General features: G+C 42.4%; 16 protein-coding genes and 1 riboswitch. Of the genes, 14 read left to right on the top strand and 2 right to left on the bottom strand.

Features of this window, described 5'->3' with window-relative positions:
* The first annotated feature begins 3 nt into the window (after positions 1 to 3).
* The gene (pheT, locus tag ACFPA1_RS16900) at positions 4 to 2,418 is read left to right on the top strand and encodes a phenylalanine--tRNA ligase subunit beta (protein WP_378584261.1); all 2,415 of its coding nucleotides are present in this window, start codon (positions 4 to 6) and stop codon (positions 2,416 to 2,418) included.
* 44 nt (positions 2,419 to 2,462) lie between these two features.
* On the opposite strand, the gene ACFPA1_RS16895 is transcribed toward pheT, so the two are convergent.
* Both ACFPA1_RS16895 and rnhC read right to left on the bottom strand, forming a co-directional pair.
* Positions 2,463 to 2,753, bottom strand: coding sequence for a 4a-hydroxytetrahydrobiopterin dehydratase (locus ACFPA1_RS16895; RefSeq protein WP_378584416.1), 291 nt, complete (start codon positions 2,751 to 2,753; stop codon positions 2,463 to 2,465).
* 473 nt (positions 2,754 to 3,226) lie between these two features.
* On the bottom strand, positions 3,227 to 4,195 hold the full coding sequence (gene rnhC / locus ACFPA1_RS16890) for a ribonuclease HIII (RefSeq protein WP_378584260.1): 969 nt from the start codon (positions 4,193 to 4,195) through the stop codon (positions 3,227 to 3,229).
* 104 nt (positions 4,196 to 4,299) lie between these two features.
* On the opposite strand from rnhC, the gene zapA reads away from it, so the two are divergent.
* From zapA to ACFPA1_RS16825, 13 genes are all read left to right on the top strand, one after another.
* Positions 4,300 to 4,560 carry a cell division protein ZapA gene (gene zapA, locus ACFPA1_RS16885; RefSeq protein ID WP_213144651.1) on the top strand — a complete coding sequence of 87 codons (261 nt, stop codon included), beginning with the start codon at positions 4,300 to 4,302 and terminating at the stop codon, positions 4,558 to 4,560.
* A 5-nt stretch (positions 4,561 to 4,565) separates the two neighbouring features.
* Positions 4,566 to 5,108 carry a CvpA family protein gene (locus ACFPA1_RS16880; RefSeq protein ID WP_378584258.1) on the top strand — a complete coding sequence of 181 codons (543 nt, stop codon included), beginning with the start codon at positions 4,566 to 4,568 and terminating at the stop codon, positions 5,106 to 5,108.
* Between the two features lie 82 nt (positions 5,109 to 5,190).
* Positions 5,191 to 6,906: a DNA polymerase/3'-5' exonuclease PolX gene (gene polX / locus ACFPA1_RS16875; protein ID WP_378584256.1), complete on the top strand. Its 1,716-nt coding sequence runs from the start codon at positions 5,191 to 5,193 to the stop codon at positions 6,904 to 6,906.
* Positions 6,907 to 6,924: 18 nt separating this feature from the next.
* Entirely contained in the window at positions 6,925 to 9,288 is a 2,364-nt protein-coding gene (locus ACFPA1_RS16870; RefSeq protein ID WP_378584254.1) for an endonuclease MutS2, read from the top strand.
* Positions 9,289 to 9,400: 112 nt separating this feature from the next.
* Positions 9,401 to 9,808: a DUF350 domain-containing protein gene (locus ACFPA1_RS16865; RefSeq protein ID WP_378584253.1), complete on the top strand. Its 408-nt coding sequence runs from the start codon at positions 9,401 to 9,403 to the stop codon at positions 9,806 to 9,808.
* A gap of 339 nt (positions 9,809 to 10,147) precedes the next feature.
* The gene (locus ACFPA1_RS16860; protein ID WP_378584252.1) at positions 10,148 to 11,854 is read left to right on the top strand and encodes an AMP-binding protein; all 1,707 of its coding nucleotides are present in this window, start codon (positions 10,148 to 10,150) and stop codon (positions 11,852 to 11,854) included.
* A 164-nt stretch (positions 11,855 to 12,018) separates the two neighbouring features.
* Entirely contained in the window at positions 12,019 to 12,603 is a 585-nt protein-coding gene (locus ACFPA1_RS16855; RefSeq protein ID WP_378584250.1) for a TetR/AcrR family transcriptional regulator, read from the top strand.
* Between the two features lie 24 nt (positions 12,604 to 12,627).
* Positions 12,628 to 13,401, top strand: a complete 774-nt coding sequence (locus tag ACFPA1_RS16850) for an enoyl-CoA hydratase (protein ID WP_378584248.1) — start codon at positions 12,628 to 12,630, stop codon at positions 13,399 to 13,401.
* A gap of 113 nt (positions 13,402 to 13,514) precedes the next feature.
* Positions 13,515 to 14,288, top strand: a complete 774-nt coding sequence (locus tag ACFPA1_RS16845; RefSeq protein WP_213144659.1) for an electron transfer flavoprotein subunit beta/FixA family protein — start codon at positions 13,515 to 13,517, stop codon at positions 14,286 to 14,288.
* A 41-nt stretch (positions 14,289 to 14,329) separates the two neighbouring features.
* Positions 14,330 to 15,307 (top strand): electron transfer flavoprotein subunit alpha/FixB family protein, encoded by a 978-nt coding sequence (locus ACFPA1_RS16840; protein WP_378584247.1) that lies wholly within the window; start codon positions 14,330 to 14,332, stop codon positions 15,305 to 15,307.
* Between the two features lie 169 nt (positions 15,308 to 15,476).
* Complete coding sequence (gene trxA / locus ACFPA1_RS16835; RefSeq protein ID WP_378584245.1) at positions 15,477 to 15,791, top strand: thioredoxin; 315 nt, start codon at positions 15,477 to 15,479, stop codon at positions 15,789 to 15,791.
* 138 nt (positions 15,792 to 15,929) lie between these two features.
* Positions 15,930 to 17,705 (top strand): excinuclease ABC subunit UvrC, encoded by a 1,776-nt coding sequence (gene uvrC / locus ACFPA1_RS16830; protein ID WP_378584243.1) that lies wholly within the window; start codon positions 15,930 to 15,932, stop codon positions 17,703 to 17,705.
* A gap of 66 nt (positions 17,706 to 17,771) precedes the next feature.
* Positions 17,772 to 17,949: riboswitch (Lysine riboswitch) on the top strand.
* 103 nt (positions 17,950 to 18,052) lie between these two features.
* On the top strand, positions 18,053 to 19,270 hold the full coding sequence (locus ACFPA1_RS16825; RefSeq protein ID WP_378584241.1) for an aspartate kinase: 1,218 nt from the start codon (positions 18,053 to 18,055) through the stop codon (positions 19,268 to 19,270).
* Positions 19,271 to 19,346 lie beyond the last annotated feature (76 nt).

Below are 19,346 nucleotides of genomic sequence, written 5' to 3'. Positions count from 1 at the left end.
GATATGTTCGTTTCATATAAATGGCTCCAGGAATACGTAGACTTAACTGGAGTTTCGGCAAATGAATTAGCTGAAAAAATTACCAAAAGCGGGATTGAAGTAGAAGGTGTAGAAATCCTGAATGAGGGCATTAAGGGTGTAGTTGTTGGTCACGTTGTAGAACGCGTGCAGCATCCAAATGCCGATAAATTAAGCAAGTGCCAGGTTGATATTGGCGAAGGTGAGCCGGTTCAAATTATTTGCGGTGCACCGAATGTCGCCCAAGGACAAAAGGTTGCCGTTGCGAAAGTAGGCGCCGTGCTTCCAGGAAATTTTAAAATCAAAAAAGCGAAGCTTCGCGGGGAAGAATCAAATGGTATGATTTGTTCTCTACAAGAGCTTGGCATGGAAGGAAAAATTGTTCCTAAAGAATACGCAGAAGGAATCTTTGTTTTTCCAGCAGATGCAGAGGTCGGGACAGATGCACTTGCCTTGTTGAATCGCGACGACGAAGTTCTTGAACTTGGGTTAACGCCAAACCGTGCTGATTGCTTAAGCATGTTAGGTGTTGCTTATGAAGTGGCAGCGATTCTTGGCAGAGAGGTTACGCTTCCGGAAACAAGCCTAGAGCCGCTTAGTGAAAAGGCAACGGATTATGTAAAGGTTGTTGTCGAGGCGACTGAGGATAATCCGCTATACGTTGCGAAAATGATTAAAAATGTGAAAATCGGGCCGTCACCACTTTGGATGCAAACCCGCTTAATGTCTGCGGGAATCCGTCCGCACAATAACGTGGTTGATATCACAAACTACATTCTTCTCGAATATGGCCAGCCGCTTCATGCGTTTGACTACGACCGTTTAGGTTCAAAAGAAATCCTTGTCCGTCGTGCGAATGATGGCGAGAAATTTGTGACGCTTGATGATGTAGAGCGCACATTAACGGCTGACCATTTAGTGATCACGAACGGAACAGAACCTGTTGCGCTTGCTGGTGTAATGGGCGGTGCCAATTCTGAGGTAACTTCTGATACGACTACTGTGTTATTGGAAGCAGCTTATTTTAACGGAGCAACAGTAAGAAAAGCGTCTAAAGATCACGGCCTGCGCAGTGAAGCTAGCGCCCGGTTTGAAAAAGGGGTAGACCCGAACCGTGTACGTGTTGCTGGTGAACGTGCAGCTTACTTAATGGCTAAGTACGCTGGCGGTGAAGTGTTAGAAGGTGCAGCAGAGGTTGATACATTAACTGTTGAGCCGGCAGTGGTTTCAGTTACTCTTGAAAAAATCAATCGCGTACTTGGAACCGGCCTTGAAATGAAGGATGTGGAAGCCATCTTCAACCGCCTTCAATTTGGGGTTTCTGTTGAAGGGGACACGGTTACTGTAACGGCACCAACACGCCGCGGCGATATCAAAATCGAAGAGGATTTACTCGAAGAGGTTGCCCGCCTATTCGGCTATGACAACATCCCGAAAACCTTGCCGATTGGTTCCACAACACCAGGAAAGCTATCTGAATACCAAAAGAAACGCCGTGTCGTCCGTGCTTATTTAGAAGGAGCCGGTCTGTACCAGGCCGTAACTTATTCTTTAACAAGTGAAGAAAAAGCATCTCAGTTTGCTATGGAAAAGCGGGATTTCATTCGCCTGGCGATGCCAATGAGCGAAGACCGCAGTATACTTCGCCTAAGCATCCTGCCACAGCTGCTGGAAGTATTGAAATACAACAGTGCTCGTCAAAATGACAGCCTAGCAGTATACGAAACCGGAAATGTCTTTTTATCCAACGGTGTGGAAGTTCTTCCTGAAGAAAAAGAGCATTTGGCTGGAGCGATTACCGGTCTTTGGAACAATCATTCTTGGCAGGGCGAAAAGAAACCTGTTAATTTCTTCGTTTTAAAAGGTATTTTGGAAGGATTATTCGCAAAGCTAGGTCTGACAGAACGTGTCTCATATGTTCAAGCACAAGTAGAAGGCATGCACCCAGGGCGCACCGCTGAAATCCGGTTGGATGGCTCGAAAATCGGGTTTGCCGGCCAGCTGCATCCAAGCGTCCAAAAAGACCTAGATTTAAAAGATACCTATGTATTTGAATTATCATTAAAAGCAGTTCTTGGTGTAGAAACGGAAGCACTGCAATATCAGTCTATTCCGCGCTACCCATCCATTACAAGAGACATTGCTCTTGTAGTAAACAGAGAAACGGTGTCAGGCACGTTGAAGGATATTATCGTTAAAGCTGGTTCACCTCTTTTGAAAGAAGCTTATGTCTTTGATTTATATGAGGGTGATAAGATGGAGGAAGGCAAGAAGTCGATTGCGTTCTCATTGAAATATGTGGATCCAGAACGTACTTTGACAGATGAAGAGGTAACAAAGGTTCACGCGCGCGTGCTTGAGGCATTAAAAGAGCAAGCAGGTGCGGTTTTAAGGGGATAAGTATTAAAAAAGAGTATCCATTGGCGTGGATACTCTTTTTGCGTTTAGTTGTATTTTTCGTAGAGGGTGTCATATTGTTTTGCAAGGGAGATATCTAGGTCGGTTAAACCTCCAGCATGCCAGGAGGTTATTTTTAAAGTGACCATTTTATAGTCAATCGATATGAATGGATGGTGATTTTTTTCTTCGGATAATTGGGCGATGTCATTAACGAATGCAATCCCTTTTAAAAATTCCTGAAAGCGGTACTTTTTTACAATGAACTTTCCGTCCAGTTTCCAGCCGGTTAATTCATTAAGGGCTTCTGAAATTTCTTGGTCACTTAATTTCTTCATCACTTTTTGCACTCCCTTTGATTATTTTAATCTTCACCCTACAATGTGTCATAAGACCAAAAGCAACAAGTACGACTGGAAAGTGGTCTTATAAAAGGTTCATAAGACCAAAAGCCAATCAAGCAACCGGAAAATGGTCTTATAAAGGGTTCATAAGACCAAAATCCAACAAGCACGACCGAAAAATGGTCTTATAAAAGGTTCATAAGACCAAAAATCAACAAGCACGACCGGAAAGTGGTCTTATAAAAGGCTCATAAGACCAAAAGCCAATCAAGCACAACCAGAAAATGGTCTTATAAAAGGTTCATAAGACCAAAAGTCAACAAGCACGACCGGAAAGTGGTCTTATAAAAGGTTCATAAGACAAAAATGCAATAAATAAGACAGAGAAGTGGCCTTATAAAGGATTCATATGACCACAACCCGGTAAAACAAAAGCATAAAGTGGATTAATAGCTCCCCATTATCCATTACTTCTGCTTTTTCCTTACTAATGCCAGCGCCTTATCCGTATTTGCAAAATGAATCTTCACAAACCCTGGCAGCACTCTTTGCCCTTTTTTCAAAATAAGCTTGGCAGCAGCCTCATCCACCTGAGACCCGGCCCCTTTCGGCAGGCGAAAACCGGCCGCTTCGCTGAGTTTATCGATGTATTGGATAAAAGCATACCGGGCGAGAATACTTGCCGCGGCCACGGCTAAATGGATGCCCTCGGCCTTCGTGCTGAAATAAACATTCTCCCTAACAATGGATTTCTGCCCTTTAAGATGCTGATAATAGGTTCCCGACTGCACAAATTGGTCAATTAAAACAGCGTCAGGCTTCTCCGGTGAAATTTTTTCTAAAACCTTCAATATCGCCTGGTTATGAAGCAATGCCTTCATTTTTCCCTGTGACATTCCTGCCGCCTGAACCTGATTATATTTTTCATTTTTTAATGTCATGAGGCTAAAGGGAACAATATCCTTGATCACCTTTGCGATTTCAATTATTTTGTCATCGTTTAAATCCTTCGAATCTCTAACTCCCAATTCTTTTAATAAAGGAATATCCTTTTTCCGTACATAAGCAGCGACAACCGTAATCGGACCGAAGAAGTCCCCAGTTCCGACTTCATCCGAACCAATGACAGACCATTCACTAAAACCGGCCGGAAGCCCCGCCCCTGCCTTGGCAGAGGAAGACGTCATTTTTCCATTGCCGGCTGCCTTCGTGGCAGGCCCGGCTCCTGAAGCGGCCCCGCCCCATCTTCCCGCTTCCTTCTCACAATCATTCCCCTGAAACAAAACCTTTCCCGATTTATAAGCGGTAATGGCACAACCGGGAGTTTTCGCGGCAAACACGCTTCCGGGCGGAACCTTATCCGTTAAATGCTTGCTGTAAAAGTCTTTCATCTTTAAAATTGTATTCATATTACATACTAAAACAACATTTGCCATTAAAAGCACCACATTTCTATTAAATATATTCATTATTACAACTTTTCGACTTTAATCTTTTCATGTTATGATATACTGTAGGATTCCTGAAAGGGGCATTAACATTGTCGAATACTCAGAAAAATAGAATTACCGTAGAAATTTACGGGCAACAATACGTGATCTTAGGCACGGAAAGTCCGAGTCATATTCGCTATGTAGCATCGTTGGTCAACGCTAAAATGCGCGAAATTAGTTCTAAGAATCCAGGACTCGAGGTAAATAAACTTGCAGTTTTAACAGCAGTTAACGCAGTCAATGATTATATCAAAATAAAAGAAGAGATGGAACGACTGACGATAGAACTTCAAAAAGAAAAGGAATAAAAACAATGTTAGATTTAGTGATTATTTTATTTTTAATTATTGGTTTTTTTGTCGGCCTGAAAAGAGGCTTTATCCTGCAGCTTGTACATTTAACAGGGTTCATAATTGCCTACATCGCCGCCTATATTTACTACGACGATCTTGCACCAAAACTGACCCTTTGGATTCCTTACCCAAACCTTGGCGAGGATACGGCATTAAAAATTATCACTGATGCCGCAAACATGGAGACCGCCTTTTATCGGGCGATTGCTTTTGTTATTATCTTTTTTGCTGTAAAGGTGATTATGCAGATTATCGGGTCCATGTTTGATTTTATCGCCCATTTACCGGTACTAAGGCTGTTGAACGTATGGGCTGGTGGAATTTTAGGGTTTTTGGAAGTCTATTTAATTATCTTTATTGTATTATATATTGGCGCCTTATTACCAATTGAGATTTTCCAAAATATGCTAGATGGCTCCTTCATGGCAAAGGCGATTGTGAATTACACCCCTGTTCTTTCTCAGCAGATTAAGGACTGGTGGATCGAATATAAAGCTGCGTGAACTTCTCTAATGCAGAGAAGTTTTTCTATTGTTGGAAAAAAGGTTAAAATGAAAATGTGTTAATTAAAGGCAGGTGGAGTTTATGGAAGTGAATAAAAAAGAAGTCATTCGTTTATTGGAAACAATCGCGATTTATATGGAATTAAAGGGTGAGAATCCATTTAAAATTTCGGCCTTCCGCAAGGCTGCAAATGCTTTGGAGACGGACGAACGAAGTTTATTAGAAATAGACGACTTTACAGCACTATCCGGTATCGGCAAAGGGACGGCTGCTGTTATCGAAGAATACATAAAGGAAGGTTCTTCCACCGTTTTAAAGGAGCTAAAGGAAGAGGTTCCGCCAGGTTTGATTCCGCTTCTGCAAATCCCAGGTCTTGGTGGTAAAAAAATCTCCAAGCTTTATCAGGAATTAGAAATTACCGATGTATCAAGCTTAAAAGAAGCATGTGAAGCCGGCCGAGTACAGGGGCTGGCGGGTTTTGGAAAGAAGACGGAGGAAAAAATCTTAAGTGCAATCTCGAACGTGGGGACAAGACCAGAGCGCCTGCCCCTTGCTTACATGCTTCCGATTGCGGAGTGGATTGAAGTGAACCTGGGGAAATTCACCAATATTGACCGGTTCTCAAGGGCCGGAAGCCTGCGGAGGATGCGGGAAACTATTAAGGATCTGGATTTTATCATTGCTACTGATCAGCCAGAAACTGTCCGTGAACAGCTGTTAAAATTGCCGAATATTAAAGAAGTGATTGGCGCAGGGGATACAAAGGTATCAGTTACCTTGGAATTTGATTATGATATATCCGTTGATTTCCGCTTGGTGAAGCCGGAGGAATTTATTACAACGCTGCACCATTTTACCGGTTCAAAGGACCATAACGTGCGCATGAGACAATTAGCTAAGGAACGCGGCGAAAAAATAAGTGAATACGGCGTTGAAAACTTGGAAACAGGGGAAATCCTCACCTTCTCTTCCGAAGAGGAATTTTTCAAGCATTTCGACCTTCCATTTATCCCTCCTGAAGTGAGAGAGGATGGCCGCGAAGTAGATACATTCAAAGCCGATGAGGAATTAATCGAACTTGAAGACATCAAAGGCGACCTGCACATGCATTCGACCTGGAGTGATGGGGCACATACCATTGAACAAATGGTGGAGGCCTGCCGGGCCAGGGGCTATCAATACATGGCTATTACCGACCATTCTCAGTATCTGAAGGTGGCGAACGGATTAACTCGCGAAAGACTGTTGCAGCAAAAAGAAGAAATTAAGAAGCTAAATGAAAAATATGATGACTTTTTGATTTTATCTGGTGTGGAAATGGACATTTTACCGGACGGCAGTCTGGATTACGAGGATGAACTTCTAGCGGAAATGGATTTTGTGATCGCCTCCATCCATTCAGCTTTTTCGCAGCCAAAGGAAAAAATCATGGAGCGCCTAAAGAACGCGCTGCAAAATGCCCATGTTGATTTAATCGCCCATCCGACCGGCCGCAAAATTGGCCGTCGCGAGGGCTATGAAGTGGATATGGACCTACTGATCCAATTGGCAAAAGAAACGAACACAGCATTAGAGTTGAACGCGAATCCAAACCGGCTTGACCTTGCCGCAGAGCATTTACGGAAAGCCCAGGAGGCTGGCGTAAAAATAGTAATCAACACCGACGCCCATCAATTGGATACATTAAAGCATATGGAAATCGGTGTGTCCGCGGCTAAAAAAGGCTGGATTAAAAAATCAACTGTAATTAATGCCTTGGATAAAAAGGACTTGCTTAATTTTCTGCATAATAGATAAAAAAGGAGGCTCGCCCTCATGCAAGATAGAGTTTTAAAGGTTTTAGAGTTTACCAAGGTCAGGGAGCAGCTGTTAGAGCACGCTTCCTCCTCCCTTGGGAGAGAAAAAATAAAAAATTTGGTGCCCTCAACAGATTACAATGAGGTCGTTAAGCTGCAAGCCGAAACAGATGAGGCGGCAACTGTTTTACGTATAAAAGGCAATGTACCGCTCTCAGGCATTCACGATATCCGCCCGCATATAAAACGCTCTGTAATTGGTGGTGTCTTGAGCCCGCATGAGCTTGTGCAGATTGCCAGCACAATTCATACAAGCCGCCAAATGAAGCGTTTTCTGGAGGAAATTGCTGAGGAACGGACGGAAATTCCAATATTACTTGATCAGGTGGATCAAATTATTCCACTAACGGATCTCGAGCAGGCCATCAAAATGGCCATTGACGAAAGCGGTGAAGTCCTTGATGGCGCAAGCGAACTGCTTCGTTCGTTAAGACATCAGCTTCGTACCAGCGAAGCGCGGGTACGTGAAAAGCTGGAAAGCATGATTCGCTCTTCTAGTGCTCAAAAGATGCTTTCCGATGCGATTATAACGATTCGTAATGACCGTTTTGTCATACCTGTAAAGCAGGAATACCGCGGGCATTATGGCGGGATTATTCATGATCAAAGTTCATCGGGGCAGACGCTATTTATCGAACCCCAAGTGATTGTGCAGCTGAATAACCAGCTCCAGGATATCCGAGTGAAAGAGCATCTGGAGATTGAGCGGATTTTAATAGAGCTTTCCGCCAAGGCAGCAGAATACGAGAGTGAACTTCAGGTCATTGTAAAGATTTTGGCCAATTTGGATTTTGTTTTTGCAAAGGTCCGCTATGGGCGAAAGATAAAAGCGTCAATGCCGGCGATGAACAATGAGGGCAGAATCTCCTTATATAAGGCAAGACACCCCTTAATTCCTATCGAGGAAGTGGTCGCGAACGATATTATGCTCGGCAAAGACTATACGACCATTGTCATTACCGGTCCAAACACCGGGGGAAAAACGGTTACCTTAAAAACACTCGGCCTATGCACCTTGATGGCACAGGCGGGCCTGCAGGTACCAGCCCTGGATGGTTCTGAGCTGGCTGTGTTCGGGGCCGTCTACGCCGATATTGGTGATGAGCAATCGATTGAACAGAGCTTGAGTACTTTTTCCTCTCATATGGTGAACATTGTTGACATTTTAGAAAGGGTTGATTTCAACAGCCTCGTCCTGTTTGATGAACTGGGGGCTGGTACGGACCCACAGGAGGGGGCTGCATTGGCCATTTCCATTCTAGACGAAGTTCATAATCGAGGAGCAAGGGTAGTTGCTACAACCCACTACCCGGAATTAAAAGCATACGGCTATAACCGTGAAGGTGTGTTAAATGCAAGTGTGGAGTTTGATGTAGAAACATTAAGTCCAACCTATAAGCTGCTCTTAGGCGTCCCAGGCCGGAGCAATGCTTTTGAAATCTCGAAACGGCTCGGCCTGAATGAGCGGGTCATTGGGGCAGCACGATCGCATGTAAGCGAGGATACAAATCAAATTGACAAGATGATTGCCTCTCTTGAAGAAAGCAGACGTCAGGCTGAAAACGACCGTGATGAGGCTTTTGATTATTTAAAGCAGGCTGAAAAGCTGCACAAAGACTTGCAACAGCAAATGATCGAGTTTTATGAGAAGAAGGACTCGATGCTTGAGAAAGCCGCAGAAAAGGCGGAGGTAATCGTCGAAGAGGCGAAAAGAGAAGCGGAGCAAGTAATTCGCGACCTTCGCAAGATGCGGACCGAAAAGCATGCTGATATCAAAGAACACGAATTAATTGAAGCAAAAAGGCGCCTAGAAGGCGCGGCACCGGAAATCAAGAAATCGGATAAGCTCATCAATAAGAAAACGAAAAAGTATACTTTCACACCAGGGGATGAGGTAAAGGTACTTACGTTTAACCAAAACGGAATTCTGGTGGATAAAGTCTCGGATAACGAATGGCAGGTGCAGATAGGCATCTTAAAAATGAAGGTTAGAGAAAAGGATTTAGAATATATCGGTGCTTCTCAAACAAAACAAACGGAAATGAAGCCGCTGGCGATTGTTAGGGGGCGGGATTCCAATGTGAAGCTTGAATTGGACCTAAGGGGAGAACGTTATGAGGATGCTCTCTTAAAAGTGGAAAAATATATTGATGATGCCCTGCTGGCCAATTATCCGCGTGTTTCCATTATCCATGGAAAAGGAACAGGTGCATTGAGACAAGGAGTTCAGGAGTATTTGCGGAACCATCGCTCCGTCAAGAAAATCCGCTTTGGAGAAGCCGGTGAAGGCGGTTCAGGTGTCACCGTCGTTGAATTTAAATGAAAACTCGCCGATTGACAAGTCCGTTAGGACGAAGGCAGAGGAGTAGTTGAATTTATGCGTTCGGAATTTGAAAAAATTCCGATTAGCAAATAGATTCAGGGGAGAGTAGGCAATGGACCAGTTCTGGGAAAACGAATATATTCAAATAGCGGCCTATTACAGTGTTGTCATTTTATGTATGATTGTATTTTTAGCCATTTTCGAAATGGTTACGAAATACAAAAATTGGGATGAAATAAAGAAGGGAAATTTGGCTGTGGCAATGGCAACCGGCGGAAAAATTTTTGGCGTTGCCAATATTTTTAGACATACCATTGAAGACCACGGTTCATTGCTTTCCATGATTGGCTGGGGCATATACGGCTTTGTACTGCTGCTGGCCGGTTACTTTATCTTTGAATTTTTAACTCCAAAGTTTAAAATTGATGAAGAAATTCAAAATGATAATCGGGCTGTAGGCTTGATTTCGATGATTATTTCCATTGGGCTATCCTATGTCATCGGGGCAGGAATATCATAAGGGGAGAGAGTTTGTGGAAACATTAGCAAAAGTACTAATAGGATTATGCGGACTATTCGTGGTGCTGGGCGTTATCTATCTCTTATTTTAAATTAAGGAAAATCACCGTGTGAAATTATTGCACGGTGATTTTTTATTTTATAAACATAATGATTAACAAAAAAATCATGAATTTGAAACGTGAATAGACTAGATAAACTATTGCTTATTTAGTTGATAGACAAAAGGTAGTAATTATTTCAAGATATGGAAATGGAAATTGTTTATTGTAAAAATTTGTTCTATAATAGGTTTAGATGTTGGAATTTTCACAATTTAATAAACATAAGGGGGCATATTATGTCGGAGTTAAAACCGTGGTTGAAAAATTATCCTAAAGAAGTACCTGCCACACTGGAATACTCCACAGAACCAGTACACAAATACTTGGAAGTAACAGCCAAGAAGTTTCCGGATAAAGTGGCACTCCACTTTATGGGGAAGGAGCTTACCTTTAAACAGCTCTATGAAGATGCCCAAAGCTTTGCCGGCTATCTGCAGGCGAATCTTGGAGTTCAAAAGGGTGACCGTGTTGCAATTATGCTTCCGAATAGCCCGCAAAACGTTATCTGCTTCTTCGGAATTCTGATCGCAGGCGGGGTAGTCGTGGAAACCAATCCATTATACACAGAACGAGAGCTTGAACACCAAATGAATGATTCTGGCGCAAAGGTCATTGTCACAATGGATATTCTTTACCCGCGCGTCGCAAAAGTAATGCCGCACACTGCTTTAAAACACATCCTTGTTACCGCTATCAAAGATTTCCTCCCATTTCCTAAAAACTTAGTTTACCCTTACATCCAGAAAAAACAATACGGAATTGTTGTAAATGTAAAACATGAGGGCAGCACCCATTTGCTGACAGAGGTTTTAAAACAAAAGAAGAAAAAATTAATGGAATATGACTTCAAAATTGATGAAGATATTGCCATGCTTCAATATACCGGTGGAACGACCGGCGTGGCCAAAGGGGTCATGCTAACCCATAAAAATGTTAATGCCAATACCACGATGAACCAGGCCTGGGTCTTTAAAGCCCAGCCAGCAAAAGAAGTCATCTTGGGAATATTGCCGTTCTTCCATGTCTTTGGCTTAACCACGGTTATGATTCTGTCCGTAAAGATGGCCGCTAAATTAATTTTAATGCCTAAATTTGATGCGCTTGAGACGTTGAAAACGATACAAAAACACCGTGTAACACTTTTTCCGGGAGCACCAACGATTTTTATCGGCCTGTTAAAACATCCAGATTTGAAAAAATATGATTTATCATCAATTGAGGCATGTATCAGCGGCTCGGCTCCGCTTCCGCATGAAGTCCAGGAAAAATTTGAGGCTATTACAGGTGGTAAGCTTGTCGAGGGCTATGGTCTTTCAGAAGCATCACCAGTTACTCACTCCAACTTCTTATGGGGGGCAGTAAGAGTTAAGGGCAGCATCGGCGTACCGTATCCTGATACGGATTCCAAAATTGTATCTTCTGAAACGGGAGAAGAGATGCCTGCTGGAGAAATTGGCGAACTCATCATTAAAGGTCCACAGGTAATGAAGGGTTACTGGAATCGGCCAGAGGAGACAGCGGAAACAATAAAAGACGGCTGGCTGTATACAGGTGATCTGGGATACATGGATGAAAAGGGTTATTTTTATGTGGTTGACCGGAAGAAAGACATGATTATCGCCGGCGGATTTAATATTTATCCGCGTGAAATAGAAGAAGTTTTATATGAACATCCCGATGTTGTCGAAGCCGTCGTCGCGGGTGTGCCTGACCCTTATCGGGGTGAAACGGTTAAGGCGTACATTGTTTTAAAAGAGGGCGTAACGGTTACTGCTGAGGAAATGAACAAGTATGCCAGAAAATTTCTTACTGCTTATAAAGTGCCAAGACTTTACGAATTCAGAAGTGAACTTCCGAAAACTGCTGTAGGAAAAATACTGCGAAGAATGCTGGTCGAAGAGGAAATTCAAAAATTAGAAGACGAGGCTAAAAAGCACGCGTAACTTGCCAAATATTAATTTTTAAAATATTATGAAGAAAATAGCTTGTCTTTCTTGACAGAAAGTTATATAAAAACTATTATAAAAATATGAATGATGATTCATTCATATTTTTTCTTTTTTAATTTGATTGGTTTGTAAATTTTTCTTCAAAGGGGGGAACGTAAGTGAAAAAAATGAAACCAAAATACATGCAAATTATCGATGCCGCAGTGATTGTCATCGCTGAAAACGGCTACCACCAAGCCCAGGTTGCAAAGATTGCCAAGCAAGCAGGAGTGGCTGATGGCACGATTTATTTGTATTTTAAAAACAAAGAAGACATCCTTATCTCACTCTTTGAAGAAAAAATGGGTAGTTTCGTTGAAAAAATAGATGAAGAAATTGCAGGAAAAAAGACGGCGGCAGAGAAATTATTAGTGTTGGTTGAAACTCATTTTCAGCTTCTATCGGAAGACCATCATATGGCAATCGTCACACAGCTGGAATTACGCCAATCCAATAAGGAATTGCGGATGCGGATCAATAATGTTCTGAAAGGCTACTTGCAGGTGATCGACAAGATTATCATTGAAGGCATAGAAACTGGTGAGTTTTCAGAAACCCTGGATGTTCGACTGGCCCGGCAAATGGTCTTTGGCACCATTGATGAAATCGTTACTTCATGGGTGTTGAACGAGGAGAAGTTTAACTTAACAGCGCTTGCACCTAAAGTCCATCGTCTTTTAATCAACGGGTTTGCAGGCTGCTAGATCACAAATTAGAGGAGGGATACTATGGAATATTTAAAATGGTCAGTGGAGGACTCCATCGCAACCATTACGTTGCAGCGTCCTCCGGCAAATGCGCTTTCATCAGGCCTTTTACGGGAATTAACCGCAGCACTAGATGAAATTGAACCAAGCCGCGAGATTAGAGCAGTTGTCATCCATGGTGAAGGCCGCTTTTTCTCGGCAGGTGCCGATATTAAAGAATTTACAACGGTAAGTTCTTCAGAAGGTTTTTCAAACCTCGGCAAATTTGGACAAGATTTGTTTGACCGGATGGAGAAGTTTCCAAAACCTATTATTGCCGCAATCCATGGTGCAGCTCTAGGTGGTGGGCTGGAACTGGCAATGTCATGCCATATCCGTCTTGTTAGCGAAAACGCGAAACTAGGTCTTCCTGAATTGCAGCTTGGGATCATTCCAGGCTTTGCTGGTACCCAGCGTCTGCCAAAATATGTTGGAACAGCAAGAGCGGCGGAGATGATGTTAACATCCGAGCCAATCACTGGATTGGAAGCGGTTCAATATGGGCTTGCTAACCATGCTTATCCGGAAAATGAAGTCTTAGAACAAGCCTATAAACTTGCAGGAAAAATTGCCAAGAAGAGCCCTGGCTCTGTCAAAGCCGCTATTGAACTATTAAACTATTCAAAAACAAAAGAATTTTATGAAGGTGTAAAGCGGGAATCAGAACTTTTTGGTGAAGTATTTGTTTCAAAAGATGCCAAAGAAGGCATTCAAGCTTTTATTGAAAAAAGAGAACCTCATTTTAAAGGTGAATAAACTTTCCTAGTCCTCCGAGCGAGTGCTCGCTAGGAAGCTTATTATATTTTTTTACAAAAAATTTTTTCAATCTTTCAAACTAAACAAATGTTTGAATATTTAGGAGGGTAACCATGAACATTTTTGTATTAATGAAAAGAACCTTTGATACAGAGGAAAAGATTGCGATTTCCGGCGGCAAAATCAATGAAGATGGTGCTGAATTCATCATTAACCCTTATGATGAATACGCCATTGAAGAAGCGATTCAGGTCCGTGATGCAAACGGCGGCGAAGTAACCGTTATTTCTGTCGGCAACGAAGAAGCTGAAAAGCAATTGCGTACTGCGCTTGCCATGGGTGCAGATAAGGCTGTTCTCATCAATACTGAAGATGACGTTGAAAATGGCGACCAATTTACAACTGCCAAAATTCTTGCTGAATACTTAAAAGATAAAAATGCTGACTTAATCCTTGGCGGAAATGTTGCCATTGACGGCGGATCTGGCCAGGTTGGACCGCGTGTTGCTGAACTTCTAAACATTCCTTACGTAACCACGATTACAAAGCTTGAAATCGATGGAACAAAGGCAACTGTTACTCGTGACGTTGAAGGGGATTCTGAAGTAATTGAAACAAGCCTTCCGCTTTTAGTAACTGCTCAGCAAGGCTTGAACGAGCCGCGCTATCCATCATTGCCTGGGATCATGAAGGCAAAGAAAAAGCCTCTTGATGAGCTGGAATTAGATGATCTTGATCTTGAAGAAGATGATGTGGAAGCTAAAACAAAAACAATTGAAATTTACCTGCCGCCAAAGAAAGAAGCAGGCAAGGTTTTATCTGGCGATTTAGCCGACCAAGTAAAAGAACTTGTTCAACTGCTCCACACTGAAGCAAAAGTAGTCTAATCGGTTTATCATAAAAATTGATTTGCAGGAGGTAAACACTAATGTCTAAAAAAGTATTAGTTTTAGGAGAAGTTCGCGACGGATCCTTACGTAATGTATCTTTTGAAGCAGTTGCTGCAGCTAAAACTGTTGCTGAAGGCGGAGAAGTAGTAGGAGTATTGCTTGGAGAAGCAGTACAAAGCCTTGGTGCAGAATTAATTCAATCCGGTGCAGACCGCGTCGTTGTTGTTGAAAACGAAAAATTAAAGCAGTATACATCAGATGGCTATTCTCAAGCACTATTAGCTGTCATTGACCAAGAAAAGCCTGAAGGTCTTGTTTTCGGTCATACAGCACTTGGAAAAGACCTTTCTCCAAGAATTGCTGCTAAGCTTTCATCAGGTCTAATTTCTGATGCTACAGCTGTTGAAGTGGCTGGAGGAAACGTTGTCTTTACACGACCAATCTATTCCGGTAAAGCATTCGAAAAGAAAATTGTGACTGACGGCTTAATCTTTGCAACCGTTCGACCAAATAACATTGCTCCACTTGAAAAAGATGAGTCAAGAAGCGGCGAAGTTTCTTCCCTTTCTGTAGAAATCAAAGACCTTCGCGCCATCGTTAAAGAGGTAGTTAGAAAAGCTACTGAAGGTGTAGACCTGAGCGAAGCAAAAGTCGTTATTTCCGGCGGACGCGGCGTGAAGAGCGCGGAAGGCTTTGCACCTCTAAAAGAATTGGCTGCTGTATTAGGCGGAGCAATAGGAGCTTCCCGCGGTGCGTGTGACGCTGAATACTGCGATTACTCACTGCAAATCGGGCAAACTGGTAAGGTTGTAACTCCTGACCTATACATTGCCTGCGGTATTTCCGGCGCTATCCAGCATCTTGCGGGTATGTCCAACTCTAAAGTTATTGTAGCCATTAACAAAGATCCTGAAGCAAACATCTTCAAAGTGGCAGACTACGGTATCGTTGGTGACTTGTTCGAAGTTGTTCCACTTTTAACTGAAGAGTTTAAAAAGCTTAAAGTTCATTCATAATAAATAATGAGGGCGAGCGGGATGTTCCGCTCGCCTTTATCATGAGTTTGCATAGAATACTTACTAGGCAAAAAGGGAAAATTACCTTCGAAACAGATTATTAGCGTGATTTTCCATTCGATGTTATACTTTCGTTAGATTTAAGTATTAATTAGGGAGGCAATGAAAAATGGCTATTGCACACGTAACAGATCAAAACTTTGCGGCTGAAACAGGTTCAGGTCTTGTTCTTGTAGATTTCTGGGCACCATGGTGCGGACCTTGCAAAATGATTGCGCCAGTTTTAGAAGAGCTTGATGCTGAAATGGGAGATAAAGTAAAAATCACGAAACTTGACGTGGATGAAAATCCGCAGACAGCTTCTAATTTTGGAGTAATGAGCATTCCAACTTTACTAGTGTTGAAAAACGGTGAAGTTGTTGATAAAACTGTCGGCTTCCAACCAAAAGAAGCTTTAGCAGGATTACTACAAAAACATCTATAATCTTCAAAACAAAAAAACCTTAACCGGAATATCGGTTAAGGTTTTTTTATTTCTAGAGACTCCCACTTTAATTTACCTGCAGATTGTTTTAAAATTTATAAGTATATGATTAAAACGGCAGAGAGGAGAGCGGCCGGAATGAATGAAACCATTAAACAAAAGTTAACGCTGCTGCCGGATCAACCCGGCTGCTACTTGATGAAGGATCGTCAAGGATCGATTATCTACGTTGGTAAGGCGAAAGTATTAAAGAACCGTGTCCGGTCTTATTTTACCGGTTCGCATGATGGGAAAACACTTCGCTTGGTAAATGAGATTGAAGACTTTGAGTATATCGTGACCTCATCCAATATCGAAGCACTTCTGCTTGAATTAAATTTAATAAAAAAATATGACCCAAAATATAATGTCATGCTTAGGGATGATAAGACTTATCCATTTATTAAGCTGACTGCAGAAAGACACCCAAAGCTAATTATTACAAGAAAAGTAAAAAAGGATAAAGGTAAGTATTTTGGTCCATATCCCAACGTAGGCGCGGCCAACGAAACAAAGAAACTGCTTGACCGGATTTACCCGCTCCGCAAATGTTCTACGCTTCCTGACCGAGTTTGCCTCTATTATCACTTGGGGCAGTGCCTGGCGCCTTGCGTAAATGAGGTTTCTGAAGAACAGTATAAACAAATGACCGATGAAATTACCCGCTTTTTAAATGGCGGTTATAATGAAATAAAAAAGGACCTAACTGAAAAAATGCAGGCTGCCGCGGAAGAGCTTGATTTTGAAAGAGCAAAGGAATTCCGTGACAAAATCATTCATATTGAAACAATCATGGAAAAACAAAAGATCACGATGACTGATTTTACTGACCGTGATGTATTCGGCTATGCCGTTGACAAAGGCTGGATGTGTGTTCAAGTATTTTTTGTGCGCCAAGGGAAGCTGATTGAACGAGACGTTTCGATGTTCCCTATCTATAATGAGCCGGAAGAAGAAATCCTTACCTTCCTCGGCCAATTTTATCAAAAGACGAACCATTTTAAACCGAAGGAAATTCTCATCCAGGACGATGTGGATTTGCAGATGGCTGAGCAGTTATTGGAAGTAAAAGTCATCAAGCCGCAGCGGGGTCAGAAAAGGGACCTTGTCAAAATGGCAATTAAAAATGCGAAAATCGCCTTGAATGAAAAATTCTCTCTTATTGAAAAAGATGAGGAAAGAACGATCAAAGCCGTTGAAAACCTTGGAGAAATGCTTGGCATATATACGCCCCACCGGATCGAGGCCTTTGATAACTCTAACATTCAAGGGACAGACCCGGTGTCAGCGATGATTGTTTTTACAGACGGCAAAGCAAACAAGCGGGAATATCGGAAATATAAAATTAAGTCTGTTGAAGGCCCGGATGATTATGAATCGATGAGAGAGGTAACGAGACGAAGATACTCGAGGGCTCTAAAGGAAGAGCTTCCGCTGCCTGATTTGATCATCATTGACGGTGGAAAGGGGCATGTAGAAGCTGTCCGCGATGTACTAGAAAATGAATTGGGGCTGGACATTCCTCTTGCTGGACTGGTCAAGGATGAGAAGCACCGCACATCACAGCTTATGTATGGGAATCCATTAGAAATTGTAGCGCTTGCCCGGAATAGCCAGGAATTTTATTTACTCCAGCGAATCCAGGATGAAGTTCACCGCTTTGCGATTACCTTCCACCGGCAGACACGCGGTAAAACTGCATTCCAATCCTTACTTGACGACATTCCTGGGATTGGCGAAAAACGCAAGAAGCAGCTATTAAAGGAATTTGGCTCCGTTAAGAAAATGAGAGAGGCAACCCTTGAGGAATTTAGAGGGATTGGCATCCCCAAAAATGTGGCAGAAGAATTAATAAAAAAACTTCAGTCACAATAATTGTCACTCTAGTATTACTATGCTATAATGAATAAAAATTTAATAGACTATCACTTTTATAAGTAAAGTGAAGGTAGAGGTGCGAGCTTCAAGAGTAAAGGCCCGGAGAAGGATGAGCTTCAACGATGGGCTTTGAAAGGGAATGTTCGCCGAAGTTGGGAAACACTCATTATTTTCCTTGCTGGTTCGTCATTGAAAAAATGCCGGATTGTCAAGACCGTTGTCTTGGAGCGCTATCTTTCATTGTCTACTAACGCGAAAATGTTAATTTTGTGTTTTCAAAGCAATGGGATATGCTCCCATTGCTTTTTATTTTTTTACAAGAATGACTGAGAGAAGGGGAAGACATGGGCTTAATAGTACAGAAATTTGGCGGAACCTCCGTTGGCAGCATTGAAAAAATTCTAAATGTCGCAGAATGTGTGCGGGGGGAAAAGGAATGTGGAAACCAAGTAGTGGTCGTTGTTTCGGCGATGGGAAAATCAACGGACCAGCTTGTTAATATGGCAAAGGAAATATCCGAGCAGCCGAATAAGCGGGAAATGGATATGCTGCTTTCAACAGGTGAGCAAGTAACGATCGCATTGCTTTCAATGGCCTTAAACCAAAAAGGTCTGGAGGCTGTTTCCTTTACAGGCTGGCAGGCTGGAATTATGACAGAGCCTGTTCACGGCAATGCAAGGATTTCGAAAATAAACACTGATGCTGTTCAAAACCAGCTTGATGCTGGAAAAGTCGTTATTGTGGCCGGATTCCAAGGGGTTACTGAAGTCGGGGAAATCACTACGCTCGGACGCGGGGGTTCTGATACAACTGCAGTTGCGTTGGCGGCTGCGCTAAATGCGGATAAATGTGATATTTATACCGATGTAACCGGGGTATTTACAACGGATCCCCGTTATGTCAAGAACGCTCGGAAATTATTATCAGTATCGTATGATGAAATGCTTGAACTGGCCAATCTGGGTGCGGGAGTTCTACATCCAAGAGCGGTCGAGTTTGCAAAAAATTATAATGTAAGGCTTGAGGTCCGCTCTAGCATGGAGAAGGTTGAAGGAACTGTAATTGAGGGGGAAGCAACGATGGAACAAAATTTAGTCGTACGCGGAGTCGCGTTTGAAGATGGAATTACACGGGTTACTGTTTTAGGGCTTAGAAATTCATTAACAAGCTTATCAACTATTTTTACGACATTGGCCAAAAATCACATTAACGTGGATATTATTATTCAAAGCACAACAGATGAGGGCGCAGCCAATCTCTCCTTTTCCATCCATACCGATGATTGGATCCCAACCTTAAATGTGCTCGAAAACAATAAAGAAACACTTGCCTATGACCAGCTTGATGCTGAGAATAAACTGGCAAAGGTATCAATTGTTGGTTCCGGAATGATTTCTAATCCTGGTGTGGCTGCGAAAATGTTTGAGGTTCTTGCGAACAGCAATATTCCAGTAAAGATGGTCAGCACCTCAGAAATCAAAGTATCAGCTGTAGTAGAAGAAAAAAATATGCTCAAAGCAGTAGAAGCCCTGCACGAAGCATTTGAACTTGGGCAAAATTAAATGAAAACTCGCCGATTGGCGAGTCCGGCTGGACGGTTCATGGGGCGTAGTTGAATTTATGCGTTAAGAAAAGGGG

The sequence above is a fragment of the Neobacillus sp. GCM10023253 genome (genome assembly GCF_042653105.1).
Taxonomy (GTDB): Bacteria; Bacillota; Bacilli; order Bacillales; family Cytobacillaceae; genus Neobacillus; species Neobacillus citreus.
Note: the sequence above shows the minus strand (reverse complement) of the source record. Positions and strands in the feature narration are given on the sequence as shown.

Coding starts and splice junctions, on each gene's coding strand:
- trxA (WP_378584245.1), top strand. CDS start 15,477: ATGGCTATTGCACACGTAACAGATCAAAACTTTGCGGCTGAAACAGGT.
- polX (WP_378584256.1), top strand. CDS start 5,191: ATGGAAGTGAATAAAAAAGAAGTCATTCGTTTATTGGAAACAATCGCG.
- ACFPA1_RS16880 (WP_378584258.1), top strand. CDS start 4,566: ATGTTAGATTTAGTGATTATTTTATTTTTAATTATTGGTTTTTTTGTC.
- rnhC (WP_378584260.1), bottom strand. CDS start 4,195: ATGGCAAATGTTGTTTTAGTATGTAATATGAATACAATTTTAAAGATG.
- ACFPA1_RS16860 (WP_378584252.1), top strand. CDS start 10,148: ATGTCGGAGTTAAAACCGTGGTTGAAAAATTATCCTAAAGAAGTACCT.
- ACFPA1_RS16850 (WP_378584248.1), top strand. CDS start 12,628: ATGGAATATTTAAAATGGTCAGTGGAGGACTCCATCGCAACCATTACG.
- ACFPA1_RS16870 (WP_378584254.1), top strand. CDS start 6,925: ATGCAAGATAGAGTTTTAAAGGTTTTAGAGTTTACCAAGGTCAGGGAG.
- ACFPA1_RS16840 (WP_378584247.1), top strand. CDS start 14,330: ATGTCTAAAAAAGTATTAGTTTTAGGAGAAGTTCGCGACGGATCCTTA.
- uvrC (WP_378584243.1), top strand. CDS start 15,930: ATGAATGAAACCATTAAACAAAAGTTAACGCTGCTGCCGGATCAACCC.
- ACFPA1_RS16825 (WP_378584241.1), top strand. CDS start 18,053: ATGGGCTTAATAGTACAGAAATTTGGCGGAACCTCCGTTGGCAGCATT.
- ACFPA1_RS16895 (WP_378584416.1), bottom strand. CDS start 2,753: ATGAAGAAATTAAGTGACCAAGAAATTTCAGAAGCCCTTAATGAATTA.
- ACFPA1_RS16845 (WP_213144659.1), top strand. CDS start 13,515: ATGAACATTTTTGTATTAATGAAAAGAACCTTTGATACAGAGGAAAAG.
- ACFPA1_RS16865 (WP_378584253.1), top strand. CDS start 9,401: ATGGACCAGTTCTGGGAAAACGAATATATTCAAATAGCGGCCTATTAC.
- pheT (WP_378584261.1), top strand. CDS start 4: ATGTTCGTTTCATATAAATGGCTCCAGGAATACGTAGACTTAACTGGA.